25 protein-coding genes are annotated in these 20,230 nt (G+C 66.2%); 16 read left to right on the forward strand and 9 right to left on the reverse strand.

Annotated elements, in window-relative coordinates; all coding sequences use genetic code 11:
- Positions 1-19 precede the first annotated feature (19 nt).
- The 5 genes from ACOTSS_RS17770 to hemE form a co-directional block, all read right to left on the reverse strand.
- On the reverse strand, positions 20-733 hold the full coding sequence (locus ACOTSS_RS17770) for a YjbE family putative metal transport protein (RefSeq protein WP_176473592.1): 714 nt from the start codon (positions 731-733) through the stop codon (positions 20-22).
- Between the two features lie 7 nt (positions 734-740).
- Positions 741-1,394: a YjbE family putative metal transport protein gene (locus ACOTSS_RS17775; RefSeq protein ID WP_448689306.1), complete on the reverse strand. Its 654-nt coding sequence runs from the start codon at positions 1,392-1,394 to the stop codon at positions 741-743.
- A 21-nt stretch (positions 1,395-1,415) separates the two neighbouring features.
- Positions 1,416-2,672 carry a transcription termination factor Rho gene (gene rho, locus ACOTSS_RS17780; protein ID WP_095387803.1) on the reverse strand — a complete coding sequence of 419 codons (1,257 nt, stop codon included), beginning with the start codon at positions 2,670-2,672 and terminating at the stop codon, positions 1,416-1,418.
- Between the two features lie 193 nt (positions 2,673-2,865).
- Entirely contained in the window at positions 2,866-3,315 is a 450-nt protein-coding gene (locus ACOTSS_RS17785; protein ID WP_448689307.1) for a CopD family protein, read from the reverse strand.
- A gap of 4 nt (positions 3,316-3,319) precedes the next feature.
- Positions 3,320-4,348, reverse strand: coding sequence for a uroporphyrinogen decarboxylase (hemE, locus tag ACOTSS_RS17790; protein ID WP_448689308.1), 1,029 nt, complete (start codon positions 4,346-4,348; stop codon positions 3,320-3,322).
- Positions 4,349-4,788: 440 nt separating this feature from the next.
- Between hemE and ACOTSS_RS17795 the strand changes: the two genes are divergently transcribed.
- The 12 genes from ACOTSS_RS17795 to ACOTSS_RS17850 all read left to right on the forward strand — a co-directional run bounded on the left by ACOTSS_RS17795 (position 4,789) and on the right by ACOTSS_RS17850 (position 13,086).
- Positions 4,789-5,601: a pyruvate, water dikinase regulatory protein gene (locus ACOTSS_RS17795; RefSeq protein ID WP_448689309.1), complete on the forward strand. Its 813-nt coding sequence runs from the start codon at positions 4,789-4,791 to the stop codon at positions 5,599-5,601.
- Positions 5,598-6,197 (forward strand): Maf family protein, encoded by a 600-nt coding sequence (locus ACOTSS_RS17800; RefSeq protein ID WP_448689310.1) that lies wholly within the window; start codon positions 5,598-5,600, stop codon positions 6,195-6,197. Before ACOTSS_RS17795 ends, ACOTSS_RS17800 begins: the two co-directional genes overlap by 4 nt.
- Positions 6,194-7,009, forward strand: coding sequence for a shikimate dehydrogenase family protein (locus tag ACOTSS_RS17805; protein ID WP_448689311.1), 816 nt, complete (start codon positions 6,194-6,196; stop codon positions 7,007-7,009). The genes ACOTSS_RS17800 and ACOTSS_RS17805 overlap by 4 nt, the downstream gene beginning before the upstream one ends.
- 68 nt (positions 7,010-7,077) lie before the next feature.
- On the forward strand, positions 7,078-7,629 hold the full coding sequence (gene coaE, locus ACOTSS_RS17810; protein ID WP_448691371.1) for a dephospho-CoA kinase: 552 nt from the start codon (positions 7,078-7,080) through the stop codon (positions 7,627-7,629).
- 19 nt (positions 7,630-7,648) lie between these two features.
- Positions 7,649-8,350 (forward strand): DNA polymerase III subunit epsilon, encoded by a 702-nt coding sequence (gene dnaQ, locus ACOTSS_RS17815; protein WP_448689312.1) that lies wholly within the window; start codon positions 7,649-7,651, stop codon positions 8,348-8,350.
- Positions 8,351-8,397: 47 nt separating this feature from the next.
- Positions 8,398-8,970: a ribosome hibernation-promoting factor, HPF/YfiA family gene (gene hpf / locus ACOTSS_RS17820; protein ID WP_448689313.1), complete on the forward strand. Its 573-nt coding sequence runs from the start codon at positions 8,398-8,400 to the stop codon at positions 8,968-8,970.
- A gap of 152 nt (positions 8,971-9,122) precedes the next feature.
- Positions 9,123-9,587, forward strand: coding sequence for a PTS sugar transporter subunit IIA (locus ACOTSS_RS17825; protein WP_448689314.1), 465 nt, complete (start codon positions 9,123-9,125; stop codon positions 9,585-9,587).
- Positions 9,588-9,608: 21 nt separating this feature from the next.
- Entirely contained in the window at positions 9,609-9,947 is a 339-nt protein-coding gene (locus tag ACOTSS_RS17830) for a DUF1491 family protein (protein WP_448689315.1), read from the forward strand.
- A 193-nt stretch (positions 9,948-10,140) separates the two neighbouring features.
- The gene (locus ACOTSS_RS17835; RefSeq protein ID WP_448689316.1) at positions 10,141-10,815 is read left to right on the forward strand and encodes a cell wall hydrolase; all 675 of its coding nucleotides are present in this window, start codon (positions 10,141-10,143) and stop codon (positions 10,813-10,815) included.
- 68 nt (positions 10,816-10,883) lie between these two features.
- Positions 10,884-11,516 carry a DUF4136 domain-containing protein gene (locus ACOTSS_RS17840; RefSeq protein WP_448689317.1) on the forward strand — a complete coding sequence of 211 codons (633 nt, stop codon included), beginning with the start codon at positions 10,884-10,886 and terminating at the stop codon, positions 11,514-11,516.
- The gene (locus tag ACOTSS_RS17845; protein WP_448689318.1) at positions 11,513-12,622 is read left to right on the forward strand and encodes a M14 family metallopeptidase; all 1,110 of its coding nucleotides are present in this window, start codon (positions 11,513-11,515) and stop codon (positions 12,620-12,622) included. Before ACOTSS_RS17840 ends, ACOTSS_RS17845 begins: the two co-directional genes overlap by 4 nt.
- Positions 12,619-13,086: a GNAT family N-acetyltransferase gene (locus ACOTSS_RS17850; protein ID WP_448689319.1), complete on the forward strand. Its 468-nt coding sequence runs from the start codon at positions 12,619-12,621 to the stop codon at positions 13,084-13,086. Before ACOTSS_RS17845 ends, ACOTSS_RS17850 begins: the two co-directional genes overlap by 4 nt.
- Before the next feature lie 69 nt (positions 13,087-13,155).
- On the opposite strand, the gene ACOTSS_RS17855 is transcribed toward ACOTSS_RS17850, so the two are convergent.
- On the reverse strand, positions 13,156-13,608 hold the full coding sequence (locus tag ACOTSS_RS17855) for an Hsp20 family protein (RefSeq protein ID WP_448689320.1): 453 nt from the start codon (positions 13,606-13,608) through the stop codon (positions 13,156-13,158).
- A gap of 196 nt (positions 13,609-13,804) precedes the next feature.
- Here ACOTSS_RS17855 and gpmA point away from each other — a divergent pair, with 196 nt between their 5' ends.
- Entirely contained in the window at positions 13,805-14,491 is a 687-nt protein-coding gene (gpmA, locus tag ACOTSS_RS17860; RefSeq protein ID WP_448689321.1) for a 2,3-diphosphoglycerate-dependent phosphoglycerate mutase, read from the forward strand.
- A gap of 219 nt (positions 14,492-14,710) precedes the next feature.
- Here the strand turns inward: gpmA and dapD are convergent, their stop codons facing one another.
- Genes dapD through ACOTSS_RS17875 form a run of 3 tightly spaced genes read right to left on the reverse strand, consistent with a single transcriptional unit; the run spans position 14,711 to position 16,753 of the window.
- The gene (gene dapD, locus ACOTSS_RS17865; RefSeq protein ID WP_448689322.1) at positions 14,711-15,553 is read right to left on the reverse strand and encodes a 2,3,4,5-tetrahydropyridine-2,6-dicarboxylate N-succinyltransferase; all 843 of its coding nucleotides are present in this window, start codon (positions 15,551-15,553) and stop codon (positions 14,711-14,713) included.
- A complete protein-coding gene (locus tag ACOTSS_RS17870) occupies positions 15,550-16,227 on the reverse strand; it encodes a pyrimidine 5'-nucleotidase (protein ID WP_448689323.1) in 678 nt (225 codons plus the stop codon). Before ACOTSS_RS17870 ends, dapD begins: the two co-directional genes overlap by 4 nt.
- A gap of 10 nt (positions 16,228-16,237) precedes the next feature.
- Positions 16,238-16,753, reverse strand: coding sequence for a DNA-deoxyinosine glycosylase (locus ACOTSS_RS17875; protein WP_448689324.1), 516 nt, complete (start codon positions 16,751-16,753; stop codon positions 16,238-16,240).
- A gap of 305 nt (positions 16,754-17,058) precedes the next feature.
- Here ACOTSS_RS17875 and rpsL point away from each other — a divergent pair, with 305 nt between their 5' ends.
- The 3 genes from rpsL (at position 17,059) to fusA (ending at position 20,172) form a co-directional block, all read left to right on the forward strand.
- Complete coding sequence (rpsL, locus tag ACOTSS_RS17880; protein ID WP_037515637.1) at positions 17,059-17,430, forward strand: 30S ribosomal protein S12; 372 nt, start codon at positions 17,059-17,061, stop codon at positions 17,428-17,430.
- A 72-nt stretch (positions 17,431-17,502) separates the two neighbouring features.
- Entirely contained in the window at positions 17,503-17,973 is a 471-nt protein-coding gene (gene rpsG / locus ACOTSS_RS17885) for a 30S ribosomal protein S7 (RefSeq protein WP_033074359.1), read from the forward strand.
- Positions 17,974-18,078: 105 nt separating this feature from the next.
- Positions 18,079-20,172 (forward strand): elongation factor G, encoded by a 2,094-nt coding sequence (gene fusA, locus ACOTSS_RS17890; protein ID WP_448689325.1) that lies wholly within the window; start codon positions 18,079-18,081, stop codon positions 20,170-20,172.
- Positions 20,173-20,230: the final 58 nt, after the last annotated feature.

The raw sequence follows: 20,230 nt of genomic DNA on the forward strand, positions 1-20,230 counted from the left end.
GTCCAGCCCACAGCGCCGGTCAGCCGCCGATGATCTGCACGAAATGGGGGTGCACGTCGTGCCAGCCGTCCCATATCATCTTCAAGGCGACATAAAGGATGACGGCGAGCCCGACCCAGGCGATCCAGCGGTAGCGCTCGATATATTTGGCGATGATATTCGCCGCGACGCCCATCATCGCGACCGCGAAGATCAGCCCGACGATCAGGATGCCGGGATGCTCGCGCGCTGCGCCGGCGACGGCGAGCACATTGTCGAGGCTCATCGATACGTCGGCGACCGCGACGCCCCAGGCCGCGGCGGCAAAGCTTTTGGCGGGGCGCAGGCCCGAGTCCTCGTCGCCCTCAATCTCGGGCGAACCCGCCGATTCGCCGTGATCGCCGCGGATGTCGCGCCACATGCGCCACGCCACCCACAGCAGCAGGATGCCGCCCGCGAGCACGAGGCCGACGATGCCGAGCAGCTGCTGGACGACGAGCGCGAAGCCGATGCGCAGGACGAGCGCCGCGCCGACCCCGATCAGGATCACCTTGCGGCGCTGGTCGGCGGGCAGACCCGCCGCCAGTGCGCCGACGACGATCGCATTGTCGCCGGCGAGCACAAGATCGATCAGCAGCACCTGGACGAAGGCCGCGAAGGCCGCAGGTTCGGTGATGTTCGAGAAATCGTGGACGATCGCGCCCCAGATGCCGTCCGACGGCGCCGCGCCGGCGGCGAATGCAACCAAATCCATGATCATCTCAAAGCACCCATCCGAACAAATGGCCGAGGCCGATCTCGGGATCGACCCAGCCATCGTAAATCATCTTCAGCGCCACGTAGAGGATCACCGCAAGGCCGACCCAGGCGATCCAGTGAAAACGCTGCAGCAACTTGGCGACATAATTGGCGGCAAGCCCCATCACCAGCACCGTGAAGCTCATCCCGACGAAGAGCAAGGCCGGATTCTCGCGCGCGATCGAGGCGACGAGCAGGACATTGTCGATGCTCATCGACAGGTCGGCGATCATGATCGAGACGGCCGCCTTGAAGAAGGTCTGCCGCGCGGGTTCACCCTCGATTTCGGGGGTGGCGGGATCGTCGACCGGTCCGGGCGCGGCGGCCGGGCGAATCTCGCGATACATGTTGTAGGCGACCCACAGCAGCAGCAGCCCGCCTGCGAACACCAGTCCGGTGATCTTGAGGAGCTGCGTCGCGATCGTCGCGAAGGTGACGAGGAACACCAGCGCCATACCGACGCCGAGCATCAGCACGCGCTTGCGTTCGCGCTCGGGAAGCCGGCCCGCGATCGTGCCCATGATCAGCACATTGTCGCCGGCCATGGTGAGGTCGCCGATGATGATCTGTCCGAGCAGCGCCAGCCCCGATACCGTGAAGATCGCGGAAAAATCCATCCGAACCGACCTCGAACCGGCTTACTGGTTCATGCTGTCGAAGAAATCCTCGTTGGTCTTCGAATCCTTGATCTTGTCGAGCAGGAATTCCATCGCGTCGACCGTGCCCATCTGCATGAGGATGCGGCGGAGCACCCACATCTTCGAAAGCTTGTCCTTCTCGACGAGCAGTTCCTCCTTGCGGGTGCCCGACTTGCCGACGTCGAGCGACGGGAAGATGCGCTTGTCGGCGACCTTGCGGTCGAGGACGATTTCGGAGTTGCCGGTGCCCTTGAACTCCTCGAAGATCACCTCGTCCATGCGGCTGCCGGTGTCGATCAGCGCGGTCGCGATGATCGACAGCGAGCCGCCCTCCTCGATGTTGCGCGCGGCGCCGAAGAAGCGCTTCGGGCGCTGGAGCGCGTTGGCGTCGACGCCGCCCGTGAGCACCTTGCCCGACGAGGGAACGACAGTGTTGTAGGCGCGGCCGAGGCGGGTGATCGAGTCGAGCAGGATGACGACATCCTTCTTGTGCTCGACGAGGCGCTTCGCCTTCTCGATCACCATTTCGGCGACCTGGACGTGGCGTGTCGCGGGCTCGTCGAAGGTCGAGGAGACGACCTCGCCCTTCACGCTGCGCTGCATGTCGGTGACTTCCTCGGGACGTTCGTCGACGAGGAGGACGATCAGATAGACCTCGGGGTGATTGTCGGTGATCGCCTTCGCGATATTCTGCAGCAGCACCGTCTTGCCGGTGCGCGGCGGCGCGACGATCAGCGCGCGCTGGCCCTTGCCCTGCGGGCTGACGAGGTCGATGACCCGCGCCGACTTGTCCTTGACCGTCGGGTCGACGGTGTCGAGCGACAGCTTCTGGTTCGGATAGAGCGGGGTGAGGTTGTCGAAATTGACGCGGTGGCGCACCACGTCGGGATCGTCGAAATTGACGCTGATCAGCTTGGTCAGCGCGAAATAACGCTCGCCATCGCGCGGCGCGCGGATCTCGCCCTCCACCGTATCGCCGGTGCGCAGGCCATATTTGCGGACCTGGTTCGGCGAGACATAGATGTCGTCGGGACCCGCGAGATAATTGGCGTCGGACGAGCGCAGGAAACCGAAGCTGTCGGGTAGGACCTCTATCGTCCCCGACCCGATGATTTCCTCGCCCTCTTCGGCGAGTTCCTTGAGGATCGAGAACATCAAATCCTGCTTGCGCAGCGTCGACGCGCCCTCGACCCCCAGTTCCTCGGCCATTTCGACGAGCTGGGCGGGCGATTTGGTCTTGAGTTCTTTAAGATGCATGGATGGATTCCAGGGTGAAAAATTCGGGAGAAAATAATCGCAATTTCGGTGCACCGAAGGGTGCCTATCCGACCGGGGGACGGCCGTTTCGATAGCTACGGCGCGGATACCGCGCCGCCCGCGCGAGCGCGGGGTTGATCGGCCCCTATAACCGACGCCGGTTCAAGTCAATCGGGCTGCGCCGGGAGGAGCGTCAGGGGCGAACGATCACCAATATGACGATGATCGCCGCGGCGATGCCCGGCACTTCGTTGAGCATCCGCAGCCGCTTTTCGCTGAGCGGCCGCTCCCCGCGCCTCAGCTTCTTGAAATAGCCGATCAGCCAGCCGTGATAGCCCGACAGCAGCAGCACGAGCAGCAATTTTCCGTGAAACCAGCCTTCGTGCCAATAGCCGCCGTTGAAGGCGAGCATCAGGCCCAGAACCCAGACGAGGACGATCGAGGGGTTGAGGATGATCCGGCGCAGCCGGTCCTCGCGTTCGATCCACTTCTTATCCTCGTCGGAGCCGACCGGGCATTGGTGATGATAGACGAAGAAGCGCGGCATCATGAACAACCCCGCCATCAGGAAGATGACGAAAATCACGTGCGCCGCCTTTACCCAAAGCATCGTCACCCCCAGAAACCCGATCCAGTCCGTCATCGCCTCACCCGCCTCGCACGCGCCTGATCAGATGCTCGACATGGGCGATCGGTGTGTCGGGCACGATGCCATGGCCGAGATTGAAGATATGGGGGCGACCGGGGAAAGCCGCAAGGATGCGGTCGATCGCCGCGTCGAGCGCATCGCCGCCGGCGACGAGCGCGAGCGGGTCGAGATTGCCCTGAACCGGAAGATGCTGCGGCAGCACCGCGTCGGCCCAGGCAGGCTCGACCGTCTCGTCAAGCCCGAGGCCGTCGACCCCGGTCTCGTTCGCATAGGCGGGCAACTTGCCGCCGGCGCCCTTCGGAAAGCCGATGACCGGCGTATCGGGGTGAAGCGCTTTCAGTCGGCGGACGATCTCGGCGTTGGGCGCGATCACCCAGCGCTCGAACTGCGCGGGGCTGAGGCTGCCCGCCCAGCTGTCGAAGAGCTGGACCGCCTCGACGCCGTTTTCGATCTGCCCCGACAGGTAAGTTACCGTAACGTCGACGATCGCGTCGACGATCGCCTCGAAGGCAGGCGCGTCGCCATAGGCCAGCCGCCGCGCGGCGGCCTGGTCCTTCGACCCGGCGCCCGCGACCATATAGGTGGCGACCGTCCACGGGCTTCCTGCGAAGCCGAGGAAGGTCGCTTCGGGAGGGAGCGCCGCCGCGACGCGCGCCACCGTCGCATAGACTGGCTCGAGCCGCTGCGGCGCCGCCTCGAGCGAGGCGAGGGCGCCGTCGACGAGCGGCGGCGCGAGCCGCGGCCCCTCGCCCGCCTCGAACCAGAGATTCTGGCCGAGCGCGTGCGGGATGACGAGAATGTCCGAAAAAAGGATGGCGCCGTCAAAACCGAAGCGGCGGATCGGCTGCAGCGTCACCTCGGCGGCCGCCTCGGGATCGTAGCAGAGTTCGAGAAAGCCGCCCTTGGTCTCGCGGAGCGCGCGATATTCGGGCAGATAGCGCCCCGCTTGGCGCATCAGCCATAGCGCGGGCCGTTCCTGCCGCACCCCGCGCAGCGTTGCCAACAGACTCTTCGGTGACGCCTTCACGCGGCCCCTCTTTCTCTCTTCATAACCATATATAAAAATGATTGTGGTGGTTTGTTGGCGGGCGAACAGCGCGGCTTTAGGCACGGACGCCGCCTTTGCCAACAGCTTGACTCCTTATCCCGCATGGTCCCCCGCAGAGTCGCTTGCAGCTGTCCGCGAAATTCACAGCCTGTGGATAAGATTCGCCTCCTGTGGAAAAGCGGTGGAGCGGAATCGGCAGCGCCGGGGATGGTTTCCCGCTGCCCGTCTTGTCCCGGCGGTTATGTCAAAACTTATCCACAGAGCTTACCACCCTCGGTCATCCCGGCGAAGGCCGGGATCTCAACCTTGCTTTCAGGGTGCACCGGTGAGATCCCGGCCTTCGCCGGGATGACGAAGAAGTGAAAGCGCGTTTGTCTCGCCGCTTGCCTTTTTCGGCCCCGCATCGGAAAGCTGGTGCGATGAGCCGTCTCCACCTGCACCTCATATCCGATTCCACCGGCGAGACGCTCGAAAATATCGCCAAGGCGGCGATCGCGCAGTTCGATGATGTCGAGGTGGTGCGCCATTTCTGGCCGATGGTGCGCTCCGAATCGCATCTCGACCGTATCATGGCCGAGGTGCAGGCAAGCCCGGGCATGATCCTCTTCACCCTGGTCAGCGGCGAGCTGCGTGCGAGCCTCGAACGGCGTGCCGCAACGCTCAACCTGCCAACGGTGCCGGCGCTCGACGCGGTCACCGACGCGCTGTCGCGGATGCTGGGGCAGGAAGCCAAGGCGCGGCCGGGGCGCCAGCACGCGCTCGACGCCGCTTATTTCGCACGGGTCGAGGCGATCCAGTTCACCGTCGCGCACGATGACGGCATCGGGTGGGAAAATTGGGAGCAGGCCGACATCGTGCTCGCCGGCGTGTCGCGCACCTCGAAGACTCCGACGAGCATCTATCTCGCCAACCGCGGCTTCAAGACCGCGAATATCCCGATCGTTCCCGAATCGCCGCCGCCCGACGTGCTGTTCGGACTCCGCCGCCCGCTCGTCGTCGGGCTTACCACCGGAATCGACCGGCTGGTGCAGGTGCGGCGCAACCGGCTGCTGTCGCTCAATCAGGCACCCGAAACCGCCTATGTCGACGAGGAGCGCGTCAAGGGCGAGCTTGCCTATGCGCGGCGGATGTTCGCCGACAATGGCTGGCCGGTGATCGACGTGACGCGCCGCTCGATCGAGGAAACTGCGGCGGCGGTGATCAAGCTGGTCGAGGATCGGGGCGCAGGATGACCGCGCTCGTTCTCGCCTCGCAGAGCAGCGGCCGCGCCGCGATGCTCCGCGCCGCCGGGCTCGATTTCGAAACAACGGCGGCGCATGTCGACGAGGAGGCGCTTACCGCCTCGCTGCTCGCCACCGGCCAGACGCCGCGCAACATCGCCGACGCGCTCGCCGAGGCGAAGGCGGTCAAGATTTCGTCGCGGCTTCCCGGCGTCACCGTGATCGGCGCCGATTCGACGCTCGCGCTCGACGATGGCTCGATGCTGAGCAAGCCTGATAGCCCCGAGGAAGCCGCCGATCATCTGCGGCGGATGGCGGGCACGCGCCACCGCCTGTTCAGCGCCGCGGTCGCCGCCCGCGACGGGGCGCCGGTGTGGCGCGCGATGGGCGAGGCGAAACTGTGGATGCGCCCCTTGTCCGACGCCTTCATCGCCGACTATGTGGCGCGCGAATGGGACAGCATCCGCTGGACCGTCGGCTGTTACGAGATCGAGGGGGCGGGCGTGCAACTGTTCGACCGGGTCGAAGGCGACCCCTGGACCATCATCGGCATGCCGATGCTTCCGCTGCTCGTCTGGCTGCGCGCGACCGGACTCGCGGCGTCATGAGCGCCCTTCCCTACGCTGAAGTGATCGGCGATCCGATCGCCCAGTCGAAATCGCCGCTGATCCACGGCTTCTGGCTCGACGCGCTCGGCCTTGCCGGCCGCTACGACCGCGCGCATGTGAAGCCCGAAGGCCTCGCCGCCTATATCGCCGAACGCCGCGCCGATTCCGACTGGCGCGGCTGCAACGTCACCATGCCGCACAAGGCGGCGGTGATGGATCTGGTCGACGATCCCGGCGATATCCGCGGCACGATCGGCGCGATGAACACGGTCGTGCGCCAGCCCGACGGGACGCTGATCGGCACCAACACCGACGCTGCGGGCTTCTATTCCCCGCTCGCCGAGGTCGATCTTGCCGGCGCACCGGTGATCGTCGTCGGCGCGGGCGGCGCGGCGCGCGCCGTTCTCTTCGCGCTCGCGCGCGCCGGCGTCGGGCCGGTCACCATGCTCGGCCGCAGCCCGCTCAAGGCCATGGGCCTGCTCGCGACCTTCGGCCTCAAGGGCGAGGTCGCGGCGCTCGATGCGCCGCTGCCGCCTGCGGCGCTGCTCGTCAACGCGAGCAGCCTCGGCATGACCGGCCAGCCGTCGCTCGACCTCGACCTCTCGCCGCTTCCCGACGATGCGATCGTCTACGACCTCGTCTATTCGCCGCTCCGTACCGGGTTGCTCCGGGCGGCCGAGGCGCGCGGGCTCGATCATGTCGACGGGCTCGACATGTTGATCGGCCAGGCTGCGCTTGCCTTCGAGCTGTTCTTCGGCAAGCCGCCGCCCGAAGGACGCGACGACGCGCTTCGCGCGCTGCTGACCGCGTGACCCACTATAAGCGCCCCGCCTCGCGGCTCCGTCGCCCCTTCATCCTCGGACTCACCGGCTCGATCGGCATGGGCAAGTCGACCGCCGCGGCGATGTTCGAACGCGAGGGCGTGCCGGTGTTCGACGCCGACGCCGAGGTGCACCGGCTGCAGGGGCCCGGCGGTGCGCTGGTCGCGGCGATCGAGGCGCGCTTTCCCGGCACCACCGGGCCGGGCGGCGTCGACCGGCAAAAGCTCGGCGCGCGCGTGCTCGGCAACCGTCACGAGCTCGCCGCGCTCGAAGCGATCGTCCACCCGGCGGTCGCGCGGGCGCAGAAGCGCTTCCTCTTGCGCCACCGCGCGCGCGAGGTCGTCGTCCTCGACATTCCGCTGCTGTTCGAAAAGGGTGGTGCGCGCCGGGTCGGGGCGATCGCGGTCGTCTCGGCGCCGCTGTGGGTGCAGCGCCGTCGCGTGCTGCGCCGGCCCGGCATGACCCATGCCAAGTATAAGGCGATCCGCGCGCTTCAGGTGCCCGACCGGGTCAAGCGCGCGCGCGCCGATTTCGTCATCGAAACCGGCCGCCCGAAAAGCGAGACGCATCGCCAGATTCGCGCCATCGCCTCTTGTTTCCACGCCCGATAAGGTCCAGATTGAGGCTTCGATGCGTGAGATAATTTTCGATACCGAAACGACGGGACTCGATCCCAGATCCGGGCACCGGTTGGTCGAAATCGGATGTGTCGAACTGATCGACCGCCGCGAATCGGGCCGAACCTTCCACGCCTATTTCCATCCCGAACGCGACATGCCGGCCGAGGCCGAGGCGGTCCACGGCCTGTCGATCCAGTTCCTGTCGGACAAGCCGCTGTTTGCGGCGTGCGTCGACGAGCTACTAGCGTTTCTGGGCGACGCGCCGATGGTCGCGCACAATGCCGCCTTCGACTTCGGTTTCATCAACGCCGAGCTCGCGCGCGCGGGGCGTCCCGCGCTCGACATGGCGCGCATGTGCTGCACGGTGCAGATGGCGCGCAAGCTCCATCCGGGGGCGAAGCACAGCCTCGATGCCCTCTGCACCCGCTACGGCATCGATCGCAGCCACCGTATCAAACATGGCGCGCTGCTCGACGCCGAACTGCTTGCGCATCTCTATATCGAAATGACAGGCGGACGGCAGATCGGTCTCGGTCTCGCCGCTGCGTCGACGGTCGCAGCAGCCGCGCCCGCAGCTTTGCCTGACGCTGCCGCCGCTCCGTCGCGCCCGTTCCGCGAACCGCGTCCTCACGCTGCGAGCCCCGCCGAGCTCGCGCGTCATGCAGAATTCGTCGCCGCACTGCATCAGCCTTTGTGGCACGATAGTCCGTAACGGCCGCCCCCGTTGGCGGCCGCTGAGACCCTCGAAGGAGAAGAGCAATGGAAATCCGCGTCTCTGGCCACCAGATCGAAACCGGCGAAGCGCTGCAGGCGCATGTGTCGGACCGGATGAACGCGATTGCCGGCAAATATTTCTCGCGCGCAATCGGGGCGCACGCGACCTTCGGGAAAGGGCCGCACGACAGTTTCCAGTGCGACATCGTCGCGCATGTGATGCAGGGACTCGTACTCAAGGGCCACGGGCAGGCGCAGGATGCGCATGTCGCCTTCGAGGGCGCCGCCGAACGCATCGAAAAACAGCTCCGGCGCTATATGCGACGATTGAAGGACAAGAGCAGCCCCAGCCAGCCCTCGGCGACCCTCGACGAGATCCAGGACAATGCGAGCTACACCGTCTTCGACATCGGCAACGAGGACGACGAGGCGGGCGACGCGCCGGCGATCGTCGCCGAGACCCGCGTCGACATTCCGACGACCAGCGTGTCCGACGCGGTGATGATGCTCGATCTGCGCGACACCAATGCGCTGCTGTTCGTCAATGGGCGGACCGGCGCGCATAATATGGTCTATCGCCGCCGCGACGGCACGATCGGCTGGGTCGAACCGCAATAGGGACTGGATTTTCTCCGCCATCCGGCCTAAGGGCCGCGCCCATTGATGCCCGATGCCGGGATGGCGGGGCCTGCCACGACCGATCCGCGACCGATCGCCAACCGATGAATCGGGCGGCCCGTCCCGACGCTTTGACAGATTTGACCAGACCCATGAACCTATCCTCCCTCCTCTATCCCGCGACCGTGCGTGCGCATGTTCAGCTCGATTCGAAGAAGGCGCTGTTTCCGTTCGTCGGCGATCTCGCGAGCCGCTCGCTCGGTCTCGACGCCGGCGAAGTCGCCGAGGCGCTGCTCGAGCGCGAACGGCTCGGCTCGACGGGATTCGGGCGCGGTATCGCCCTCCCGCACGCGAAGATGGCCGATCTTGCCGGGGTGCGCGGCCTGTTCCTGCAGCTCGCGCGGCCGATCGACTTCCAGGCGGTCGACGGCCTCCCCGTCGACCTGCTCTTCGTCCTCCTGTCGCCGCTCGATGCCGGGGCCGACCATCTGAAGGCGCTCGCGGGCGTGTCGCGGATGCTCCGCAACGACAGCATCGCCGAGCGGCTGCGCGGCGCGAAAAGCGACGAGGCGCTCTATGCGCTGCTCGCCGACACCGAAACGCGTGACGCGGCCTGACGCCGCACCGGCGTCTTCCCCATGACGCGGCTGACCAGCCGTTTCCTTGTCGACCTGCTCCTGCGCCGGACCGAATCGGCGGGGGGATTCGCCGCCGTGCTCGCGGCGGGCGACGACCGGGCGGGGGTGATTCTCGTCCAGTGCCGCGACCGCAGCACCCCTGGGCCGCTCATCGAACGACGTTTCGCCGCAGCCGGTGGCTATGTCTGGGAAGCGGTGGGACCCGGCGATCCCGCGGATTCGGAGGCGCGCGCCACCTATGTCGATCGGCGCCGCAAGGCCGATCCCGACCTCTGGGTCGTCGAACTGGATATCGCGGATGCGCCACGACTCGTCGCCGAATGGGGTCTGCTTGCTTGACATTGTTGCGCCGCACCATAATTGGCCCGCACGTTTTCACGCGTAGGTCGTTCCGCGGATTTTTCGGGCTTGCCCGGACCATCCGGTCCAACGGTTCGGACACGCAGTCGGATGATGACCGCAGGCGGCATACAGCATAGCCCCCGCCTGTTCCTGAGGTTCCGGTTCATCAGCCGCCCTTTTGACGGACAGTATGAGTCGCATATTGAACGCCGCCAGCCTGGCTGCCGTGGGCATGACCCTGGTCCCCATGCTGCTGCTGGCCGAACCCGGTTTTGCAACCGACCTTGGCGCCGACGCCAATACCCCCACCATCGTGCTTCCGGGCGTCGCGACGCCCCCCGCGGCCGAACCGGCCGATCCGTCGACCCAGGGCGAAGCGCCGGTCGACAAGGACGCCGCTGGCGCCGAACAGCCCGCGCCCGAAGCGGATACCCCCGACCAGCCGGTGACCGCCGAAACGCTCGCGGCGCTCGTTGACGCGACGCCGCCCCCCGCGACGATCGATTCCGAACTGCGCTGCCTTGCCGGCGCGGTCTATTTCGAATCGCGCGGCGAATCGCTCGCCGGCCAGCTCGCGGTCGCGCATGTGATCATCAACCGCGCCGAATCGGGCCGCTTCCCGGCGAGCTATTGCGGCGTCGTCCACCAGCGCAGCCAGTTCAGCTTCGTGCGCCACGGCAAGATGCCGAAGATCCGCGAAGCGAGCGCCCAGTGGCGCAACGCGCTGGCGATCGCGCAGATCGCGCGCGACGACAGCTGGAAGACCAAGGCGCCGGGCGCGCTCTTCTTCCACGCGCGCTATGTCTCGCCCGGCTGGCGCAAGACGCGCGTCGCGCAGATCGACAACCATATCTTCTATCGCTGAGGTGTGAAAGCGGCGGCACTCGCACGCCGTTCATTGCCAAGCCAGCTTGGGAAGCGCATCATGCGGGCATGATGCGTCACCTTCCCGCCGTTCTGCTCGGCACCGCCGCGCTCGCTCTCGGAGCCTGCGCCACTCCCGTTCCGCCGGTCGAGGTCACGCGCTTTCACACCGCCGCGCCCGCGGGCTGGGCGCCGGGAACGCGTTACGTGGTCGACAGCGCGCCGCTCGCCGATGCAGCCGCGATGGCCGGGGGCGGCCAGCCGTCGCTCGAATGGGACAGCTATCGCACCGCGGTCGAGCGCCAGTTGCAATTGCAGGGTCTCGTTGCCGCCGAAGGCGCGGGCGCCAGCACCGCGCCGGTCAAGGTTCGCATCGGTTTCGACCGCAGCGACCGCGTCGGTCCGGGCAAGCGATCGCCGGTGTCGGTCGGGGTCGGCGGTTCGACGGGCAGCTACGGCTCGGGGGTCGGTCTCGGGCTTGGCATCAATCTCGGCGGCGGGCCGCGCCAGATGCAGGATCTGCAGCTGACGGTGCGGCTCGACGATGCCGCGACCGGCCGTGCGCTGTGGGAAGGCCGCGCGATCTCGGCGGTCCCGGTCAAGGCGCCCGCCGCGCAGCCGTCGCTCGCCGCGGCGAAATTGGCCGCAGCCTTATTCAAGGACTTCCCCGGCGAATCCGGACGCACTATCAGCGTCCCATGACCATCAGCATCAACGCCGCTTTCGACAGCGGCAATATCGTCGTGGAGTCGCTCGCCGGCACCTCCGCCCGCCTGTCGATCCGCAAGGATCGCGAATCCGACTTCTATCAATGGTTCCATTTCCGCGTGAATTGCGCGGTCGGCGACCCGCTCGAGCTCGCGATCACCGGCCTTGCGGACTCGGCCTATCCCGACGGCTGGCCGGGCTACGCCGCCTGCGCGAGCAGCGATCGCGAAAACTGGTTCCGCCTCGACACGGATTATGCCGACGGCACGCTGACGATCCGGCACACCGCCGAAAGCCCGCTCCTTTGGATCGCCTATTTCGCGCCCTATTCGATGGAGCGGCACCACGACCTCATCTCCTCGGTCGCCGAATGCGAAGGCGTTACCTATCGCTGCCTCGGCACCAGCCTCGAAGGCCAGTCGATCGACTGCCTCGAAATGGGCACGGGTCCCGTGCAGGTCTGGCTCTATGCGCGCCAGCATCCGGGTGAGAGCATGGCCGAATGGTGGATGGAGGGCGCGCTCGAAAAGCTCACCGACCCCGCCGACCCGCACGCACGCTCGCTCCTCCGGAAGTGCCGGCTGCACATCGTCCCGAACATGAATCCCGACGGCTCGCGCCGCGGCCATCTGCGCACCAACTATGCCGGCGTGAATCTCAACCGCGAATGGCATGCGCCCTCGGCCGAGCGCAGCCCCGAAGTGCTGTGCGTCCGGAATGCGATGGACGAGAGCGGGGTCGACTGGGCGATGGACGTCCACGGCGACGAAGCGATTCCCGCGGTCTTCCTCGCGGGCTTCGAAGGCATCCCGTCGCTGAAGGAGGCGCAGACGGCGAAGTTCCTCGCCTTCCAGGCCGCGCTCGCCGCGAACACGCCCGATTTCCAGGTCGCGCTCGGCTATGAACAATCGGCGCCGGGCCAGGCGAACATGACGATGTCGACGACCCAGCTCGCCGAACGCTTCGGCGCGGTGTCGATGACGCTCGAAATGCCGTTCAAGGACAATCGCGACCTGCCAGATCCGGTCGCCGGCTGGTCGCCCGAGCGTTCGACGCTGCTCGCGCACGCTTGCCTCCAGACGCTGGACCAGATGCTGTGAGTTCCGCCTGGCGGATCGTCGAGGACGATCTGTCGGGCGCTGCGATCCGCGCGCTGCTCGAACGGCATTTCGCGGGGATGCTGGCGAACTCGCCGGCTGGGAGCTGCCACTTTCTCGATTTCGAGGGGCTGAAGGGTCCCGGCGTCACCTTCTGGTCGATCCACGCGGAGGGGGACCTCGCGGGCTGCGGCGCGCTCAGGATGCTGGGCGGTCGCCACGGGGAGATCAAGTCGATGCGCACCGCCGATGCCTTCCTGCGCCGCGGCGTCGCGGCGCGCATGCTCGATCATATCATGGCGGAAGCGAAGGATCGGGGAATCGAACGGCTGAGTCTGGAAACGGGGTCGGGCCCGGCGTTCGAGCCGGCGCATGCGCTCTACCACCGCCACGGCTTCGAAGACTGCGCCCCTTTTGCCGATTACACGCCCGATGCCTTCAGCCGCTTCATGACGCGCCGGCTCTAGATACGTGAACGGAGCCCGGAAGGGACAACCGGGCCCCGTTCGTCAGCAGGCCACCCGAAGAGAGGGGAGTCAGGCGGCCTTCTTGCTGTCCTCGATCACCGGCGTGCCGCCGATGGCAATCTTGTGCGGCTTCATCGCCTCGGGCACTTCGCGGACCAGGTCGATGATCAGCAGCCCGTCGGCAAGGTCGGCCTTGTCCACCCGCACGAAATCGGCGAGCTGGAACCGGCGCTCGAAGGCGCGCGTCGCGATGCCGCTATAGAGAAGCTGGCGGCCCTCGCCTTCCCTCGCGGGCGCCTTGCGGCCGCTGACGGTCAGCATGTTCTGCTGTGCGGTGATGTCGATCTCACCCGATTTGAATCCCGCCACCGCGACGGTGATGCGGAAATGGTCGTCGGCGATCTTCTCGATGTCGAAGGGGGGATAATTGTCCGCCGATCCGGTGTTTTCGAGAAAGTCGAACAATCGGTCGAAGCCGACGGTCGAGCGGCGATAGGGGGTCCAGTCGAAACTGTTGCGCATGGGTCATTCCTTCCTTCGTAAAGCGAAGTCATGGGGCGTCGGCGTAGCGCCGCCGCCTCCGTCCGGCCCCGTTGCGGCGGCCGGATGCTGGGAATCTGGGTGCGGCCCCGGGCATTTCAAGGGGGCGGTGGCCCTTCCCCCAAAGCCGCGCTAAGGGGGCGGCGAATCAACGCCCCCACGCAGGAAGGATCTCCCGATGCCGCAGCTCATCCTCATCCGTCACGGCCAATCGCAGTGGAATCTGGAGAACCGCTTCACCGGCTGGTGGGATGTCGACGTCACCGAAAAGGGCGCGGCGGAGGCCTGGGCGGCGGGCGAGCTGATGAAGGCAAAGGGCATCGCCCCGGCGACCTGCTTCACGTCGGTCCAGACGCGCGCGATCAAGACGCTGAACCTCGCGCTCGAGGCGATGGGACGGCTGTGGCTGCCGGTGACCAAGGACTGGCACCTGAACGAGCGGCATTATGGCGGCCTGACGGGTCTCGACAAGGCCGAGACGGCGGCGAAGCATGGCGACGAACAGGTCAAGATCTGGCGCCGCAGCTTCGACACCCCGCCGCCGCCGCTCGAAGCGGGATCGCCCTATGATCTGGCGAACGACCCGCGCTACGCCGGCATCGCCATTCCCGACACCGAAAGCCTGAAGGACACGATCGCCCGCGTCCTGCCCTATTATGACCGCGCGATCGCGCCCGAACTCCAGGCCGGCAAGACGGTGCTCATCTCGGCGCACGGCAACAGCCTGCGCGCGCTGGTCAAGCATCTGTCGGGCATTTCGGATGCCGACATCACCGGGCTGGAAATCCCGACCGGCCAGCCGATCGTCTATGACCTCAATGACGATCTGACCGCGCGCGAGCGCTATTATCTCAGCGAGCGGTGATTCACTCCGTCATTGCGAGGAGCGTAGCGACGAAGCAATCTCCAGCTATCGGATCGTCAACCGAGAGCTGGAGATTGCTTCGCTCCGCTCGCAATGACGCTATTCTGGTTCGCGTCTTAGAGTGTTTTCAAGTCAGGTGGAATCACCTGACGACTCGGAAAACACGGTAAAACAAGAATCTAGAGCGCCGGTTTTGATTCCATCAAAACCGAACGCACTCTAGTCGCGCAGCAGCTCGTTGATCCCGGTCTTGGCGCGCGTCTGCGCGTCGACGCGCTTGACGATCACCGCGCAATAGAGCGAGGGCCCCGGCGTTCCGTCGGGCAGCGGCCTGCCGGGCAGCGATCCGGGGACGACGACGGCATAGGCCGGCACTTCGCCGATGAAGACCTCGCCCGTCGCGCGGTCGACGATCTTGGTCGAGGCGCCGAGATAGACGCCCATCGACAGCACCGCGCCCTCGCGCACGATCACGCCCTCGGCGACCTCGGCGCGCGCGCCGATGAAGGCGCCGTCCTCGATCACCACCGGCCCGGCTTGCAGCGGTTCGAGCACGCCGCCGATCCCCGCGCCGCCCGAGAGATGGACGTTCGCGCCGATCTGGGCGCAACTTCCGACCGTCGCCCATGTGTCGACCATCGTGCCCTCGCCGACGCGCGCGCCGATGTTGACGAAGCTCGGCATCAGCACCGCGCCCTTGCCGATATGCGCGCCGTGGCGGACGATCGCGCCCGGTACCGCCCGGAAACCCGCGTCGCGAAAACGGTTCTCGCCCCAGCCGGCGAATTTGGAGGGCACCTTGTCCCACCAGGTCGCGCCGCCGGGCCCGCCCTCGACGATCGCCATGTCGTTGAGGCGGAACGAGAGCAGCACGGCTTTCTTCAGCCACTGGTTGACCTGCCACGCGCCGCCTGCGTCGCGCTCCGCGACGCGGAGGCTGCCGTCGTCGAGCCCGGCGAGCGCCGCCGCGACCGCGTCGCGCACCGGCCCCTGCGTCGTCACGCCCAGCGTGTCGCGCGCATCCCACGCGGCTTCGATCGTCGTCTGCAGGTCACTCGTCATGAAAATCCCCAGGGCAAAGGCAAGCTGTCGAGCCAGTCGGCGATGTCGGCGACGTGAAAGTCGACATGCTCCGGCCGGTGGTCGCGATGGCCGCTTTCGCTGCCATTGTCCAGCCACACGGTGGTCATCCCCAGCGCTTTCGCCGGGGTCAGGTTGCGCGCCATATCCTCGACGAACAGACTCTTCGCCGGATCGACGCCGAGGTGCCCGACCATCGCCGCATAGGCCGCGGCCTCGGGCTTGGGGGTATAGGCGGTGGTGCGGATGTCGCAGATGCCGGCGAACAGGTCGGCGATCCCGCGCGCATCGAGCACCCGCGCGGCATAGTCGGCATCGGCGTTGGTGAAGATCAGCCGTCGTCCCGGCAGCCGCTCGAGTCCCGCGCGCAGCCGCGCGTCGGGCGCGATGCGGTCGAGCGCGATCGCGTGGACGTCGGCCAGGAAATCCTCGGGATCGACGCCGTGGTGGCGCATCAGCCCCGCCATCGTCGTGCCATGGTCGTGGAAATAGCCCTTCTGCACCCGCCGCGCCTCTTCGGCATCGCAGCCGAGCAGCCGCATGATGAACGCGCCCATGCGATCGTCGATCAGGTCGAACAGCCTCGCCGACGGCGGATAGAGCGTATTGTCGAGATCGAAGATCCAGCTGTCGATATGGTCGATGCGGGGAGGCATGGCGCGGCGCTTAGAGGTTCGGGCCGGCAGCATCAAGCGCCTCGCGCAGCCGCATCCATTGCACGAGCTTCGCCTCGAAGCCGATGGTGTGCGCGGCGCTGCTCGACGGCAGATCGACGAGGGCGATGCCGCCGGGCGCCGGCAACTGGCGCCGTCCGATCAAGGCGGCCTTGCCGCCGTTGAACGCGATCATGCGAAGATCGGGCAGCGCCGCGACGAGTTCGGAAAGGTCGTGCGCCTCGGCCTCGCGGATGTCGCCATCGCTGCTCGTGCGCCGCGCAGCCGAGCGGATCACGTCCCACAGGCCGATGCGCGCCGCGGCGAGGTCCGCGAGGCGGGCGTCATAGGGGAGCGACGCGAGCGACCGGCCGGTCACCGCGCCGAGCAGCCGCCAGAACTGGTTCGTCGGATGCGCATAATATTGCCGCGCGGCGAGCGATCGGGCGCCGGGCAGGCTGCCGAGAATCAGCAGCCGCGCGTCGGGCGCGGCGTGCGGGGCGAAGCTGGCGTGGCGGACCGCGGACATGGCCCGTCGCTATCCGTCCGATTCGCGCGCCGCAAGCCGCTTCGGCCTTGACCGGCGGGGGAATCACCGCTAGGGGCGCCCGGTTCGAAAGCGGCGGACTTCCATCGGTTTCGAGTCACAACAGCGCTTGAACATTGCTGGCGCGGATGAAGCCTCCGGAAGATCCTATCGATCCGCCGGGGTCTTTTGCTGTTATCAGGTCGGCCTTTTTCCGCCAGTTTCGGCGGGTCGAGGGCCGGAGCTTCATCCACCGCGGTACAGTAACCGTTCGCTCTGATGGGCGGACACATAAAGGTGAAGCATTCATGCCCACGATCAACCAGCTCGTCCGCAAGGGCCGGACTCCGCAGAAGGTGAAGTCCAAGGTCCCGGCGATGGACGCGAACCCGCAGAAGCGCGGCGTTTGCACCCGTGTCTATACGACGACCCCGAAAAAGCCGAACTCGGCGCTCCGCAAGGTTGCGAAGGTCCGCCTGACCAACCAGCGCGAGGTCATCACCTACATTCCCGGCGAAGGCCACAACCTCCAGGAACACAGCGTCGTGCTGATCCGCGGCGGTCGTGTGCGCGACCTTCCCGGCGTGCGTTACCACGTCCTGCGCGGTGTGCTCGATACGCAGGGTGTGAAGGACCGCAAGCAGAGCCGTTCGAAATACGGCGCGAAGCGTCCGAAGTAAGGACCGCTTTTTCGGCTATTTGATCATCCCGCGAGCGCTCCGCGCCGGGATGCTGTTGTAAAGGAATACCCTATGGCTCGTCGTCGTCGTCCCGAACGCCGCGAAATCCTGCCCGATCCCCGTTTCGGGGATGTCGTGCTGTCGAAATTCATGAACAGCGTCATGCTCGACGGGAAGAAGTCCGTCGCCGAAAGCATCGTTTACGGTGCGCTCGAGTCGGTCGAAGCCCGCGCCAAGAAGGAACCGCTCGGCGTGTTCCACGAAGCGCTGGCGAACATCCGCCCGAACATCGAAGTCCGCAGCCGCCGCGTCGGCGGTGCGACCTATCAGGTCCCCGTCGAGGTCCGTCCGGACCGTGCGCAGGCGCTCGCGATCCGTTGGCTGATCACCGCGGCGCGCAACCGCAGCGAAACCACGATGGCCGCGCGCCTGTCGGGCGAGCTGCTCGACGCGTCGAACAACCGCGGCAACGCGGTCAAGAAGCGCGAAGACACGCACCGCATGGCGGAAGCGAACCGCGCCTTCAGCCACTACCGCTGGTAATTTGCTGGACGCTCCCCCTGTTCTGGGGGCGTCTCGCAATCGCAACAAAACTTCCTATATCGGGGGCGGCTCCAAAGGCCTCCCCCAAAACCCAAGGAAAAGATCATGGCACGCAGCCATCCGCTCGAACGCTATCGCAATTTCGGTATCATGGCGCACATCGACGCCGGCAAGACCACGACGACCGAGCGCATTCTCTATTACACCGGCAAGTCCTACAAGATCGGCGAAGTCCACGACGGCGCCGCGACGATGGACTGGATGGAACAGGAACAGGAACGCGGTATCACCATCACCTCCGCGGCAACGACCTGTCTGTGGAAGGCCGATGAGGGCAAGGGCCCCGAGCATCGCCTGAACATCATCGACACCCCCGGCCACGTCGACTTCACCATCGAGGTCGAGCGCTCGCTTCGCGTCCTCGACGGCGCGGTCGCCGCGTTCGACGGCGTCGCGGGCGTCGAGCCGCAGTCGGAAACCGTGTGGCGCCAGGCCGAGAAATACGGCGTGCCGCGCATGTGCTACATCAACAAGCTCGACCGCACCGGCGCCAATTTCTATTATTGCGTGCAGACGATCATCGATCGCCTGGGCGCGGTTCCGGCCGTCCTCTATCTGCCGATCGGCGCCGAGAGCGATTTTGTCGGTCTCGTCGACCTCGTCAATGAGCGCGCGATCATCTGGAAGGACGAAAGCCTCGGCGCCGAATTCTTCTATGAAGAGATTCCGGCCGACCTCAAGGACAAGGCCGCCGAATATCGCGAAAAGCTGGTCGAGCTCGCCGTCGAGCAGGACGACGACGCGATGGAAGCCTATCTCGAGGGCACCGTCCCCGACGTCGCGACGCTGAAGGCGCTGATCCGCAAGGGCACGCTGGCGCAGGCGTTCGTGCCCGTGCTGTGCGGCTCGTCGTTCAAGAACAAGGGCGTGCAGGCGCTGCTCGACGCGGTCGTCGACTATCTGCCGAGCCCGCTCGACATTCCCGACGTCCAGGGCATCAACCCGGCGAACGACCAGCCCGACACGCGCGCCACGTCGGACTCGGCGCCACTTTCGCTTCTGGCGTTCAAGATCATGAACGACCCGTTCGTCGGCTCGCTCACCTTCGCCCGCATCTATTCGGGCACCCTCACCAAGGGCAGCTATCTGAACTCGGTGAAGGACAAGAAGGAAAAGATCGGCCGCATGCTCCTCATGCATGCCAACAGCCGCGAGGACATCGAGGAAGCCTATGCGGGCGACATCGTCGCGCTCGCCGGCCTCAAGGAAACCACAACCGGGGACACGCTCTGCGCCACCAGCGCGCCGATCATCCTCGAGCGCATGGAATTCCCCGAGCCGGTGATCGAGCTGTCGGTCGAACCCAAGACCAAGGCCGACCAGGAAAAGATGGGCATCGCGCTCAATCGCCTCGCCGCCGAGGATCCCTCGTTCCGCGTCTCGACCGACCATGAATCGGGCCAGACGATCATCAAGGGCATGGGCGAGCTTCACCTCGACATCCTCGTCGATCGCATGAAGCGCGAATTCAAGGTCGAAGCGAACGTCGGTGCGCCGCAGGTGGCGTATCGCGAATCGCTCGCGAAGCCGGTCGACGTCGACTACACCCACAAGAAGCAGTCGGGCGGCTCGGGCCAGTTCGGCCGCGTCAAGGTCAGCGTCGCCCCCGGCGAGCGCGGTTCGGGCATCACCTTCATCGACGAGATCAAGGGCGGCAACATCCCGCGCGAATATATCCCGTCGGTCGAAAAGGGCATGCGCGAATCGGCCGAGAACGGTCACATGATCGGCTTCCCGATCATCGACTTCGAGATCAAACTGACCGACGGCGCCTACCACGACGTCGACTCGTCGGCACTGGCGTTCGAGATCGCGGGCCGTGCGGCGATGCGCGAGGTGGCGGCGAAGGCCGGCATCAAGCTGCTCGAGCCGGTGATGAAGGTCGAGGTGGTCACGCCCGAGGAATTCATGGGCGACGTCATCGGCGACCTCAACAGCCGCCGCGGCCAGATCCAGGGCACCGACAGCCGCGGCAACGCCCAGGTGGTTGAAGCGATGGTCCCGCTTGCCAATATGTTCGGCTACGTCAACCAGCTGCGTTCCTTCACCCAGGGCCGCGCGCAGTACACCATGCAGTTCTCGCACTATGAAGAAGTGCCGAACAACGTGGCCGAAGAAGTGAAGGCCAAGATGGCCTGATAGGTCGAAGCCGCGCGGACTTGCGCCGCGCGGCAAGACCTACTAAGGGCGGCGCCTG

This window comes from Sphingopyxis sp. NJF-3, assembly GCF_053514865.1.

Excerpts from the sequence above, each read along its gene's own strand:
- rpsG (WP_033074359.1), top strand. The coding sequence starts at position 17,503 with ATGGCTCGTCGTCGTCGTCCCGAACGCCGCGAAATCCTGCCCGATCCC.
- dnaQ (WP_448689312.1), top strand. The coding sequence starts at position 7,649 with ATGCGTGAGATAATTTTCGATACCGAAACGACGGGACTCGATCCCAGA.
- ACOTSS_RS17875 (WP_448689324.1), bottom strand. The coding sequence starts at position 16,753 with ATGTCCGCGGTCCGCCACGCCAGCTTCGCCCCGCACGCCGCGCCCGAC.
- hpf (WP_448689313.1), top strand. The coding sequence starts at position 8,398 with ATGGAAATCCGCGTCTCTGGCCACCAGATCGAAACCGGCGAAGCGCTG.
- ACOTSS_RS17870 (WP_448689323.1), bottom strand. The coding sequence starts at position 16,227 with ATGCCTCCCCGCATCGACCATATCGACAGCTGGATCTTCGATCTCGAC.
- dapD (WP_448689322.1), bottom strand. The coding sequence starts at position 15,553 with ATGACGAGTGACCTGCAGACGACGATCGAAGCCGCGTGGGATGCGCGC.
- ACOTSS_RS17785 (WP_448689307.1), bottom strand. The coding sequence starts at position 3,315 with ATGACGGACTGGATCGGGTTTCTGGGGGTGACGATGCTTTGGGTAAAG.
- fusA (WP_448689325.1), top strand. The coding sequence starts at position 18,079 with ATGGCACGCAGCCATCCGCTCGAACGCTATCGCAATTTCGGTATCATG.
- gpmA (WP_448689321.1), top strand. The coding sequence starts at position 13,805 with ATGCCGCAGCTCATCCTCATCCGTCACGGCCAATCGCAGTGGAATCTG.
- ACOTSS_RS17805 (WP_448689311.1), top strand. The coding sequence starts at position 6,194 with ATGAGCGCCCTTCCCTACGCTGAAGTGATCGGCGATCCGATCGCCCAG.
- ACOTSS_RS17840 (WP_448689317.1), top strand. The coding sequence starts at position 10,884 with ATGATGCGTCACCTTCCCGCCGTTCTGCTCGGCACCGCCGCGCTCGCT.
- coaE (WP_448691371.1), top strand. The coding sequence starts at position 7,078 with ATGGGCAAGTCGACCGCCGCGGCGATGTTCGAACGCGAGGGCGTGCCG.
- ACOTSS_RS17770 (WP_176473592.1), bottom strand. The coding sequence starts at position 733 with ATGGATTTGGTTGCATTCGCCGCCGGCGCGGCGCCGTCGGACGGCATC.
- ACOTSS_RS17775 (WP_448689306.1), bottom strand. The coding sequence starts at position 1,394 with ATGGATTTTTCCGCGATCTTCACGGTATCGGGGCTGGCGCTGCTCGGA.
- ACOTSS_RS17830 (WP_448689315.1), top strand. The coding sequence starts at position 9,609 with ATGACGCGGCTGACCAGCCGTTTCCTTGTCGACCTGCTCCTGCGCCGG.
- ACOTSS_RS17825 (WP_448689314.1), top strand. The coding sequence starts at position 9,123 with ATGAACCTATCCTCCCTCCTCTATCCCGCGACCGTGCGTGCGCATGTT.
- ACOTSS_RS17835 (WP_448689316.1), top strand. The coding sequence starts at position 10,141 with ATGAGTCGCATATTGAACGCCGCCAGCCTGGCTGCCGTGGGCATGACC.
- ACOTSS_RS17845 (WP_448689318.1), top strand. The coding sequence starts at position 11,513 with ATGACCATCAGCATCAACGCCGCTTTCGACAGCGGCAATATCGTCGTG.
- ACOTSS_RS17800 (WP_448689310.1), top strand. The coding sequence starts at position 5,598 with ATGACCGCGCTCGTTCTCGCCTCGCAGAGCAGCGGCCGCGCCGCGATG.
- rpsL (WP_037515637.1), top strand. The coding sequence starts at position 17,059 with ATGCCCACGATCAACCAGCTCGTCCGCAAGGGCCGGACTCCGCAGAAG.
- rho (WP_095387803.1), bottom strand. The coding sequence starts at position 2,672 with ATGCATCTTAAAGAACTCAAGACCAAATCGCCCGCCCAGCTCGTCGAA.
- ACOTSS_RS17795 (WP_448689309.1), top strand. The coding sequence starts at position 4,789 with ATGAGCCGTCTCCACCTGCACCTCATATCCGATTCCACCGGCGAGACG.
- ACOTSS_RS17855 (WP_448689320.1), bottom strand. The coding sequence starts at position 13,608 with ATGCGCAACAGTTTCGACTGGACCCCCTATCGCCGCTCGACCGTCGGC.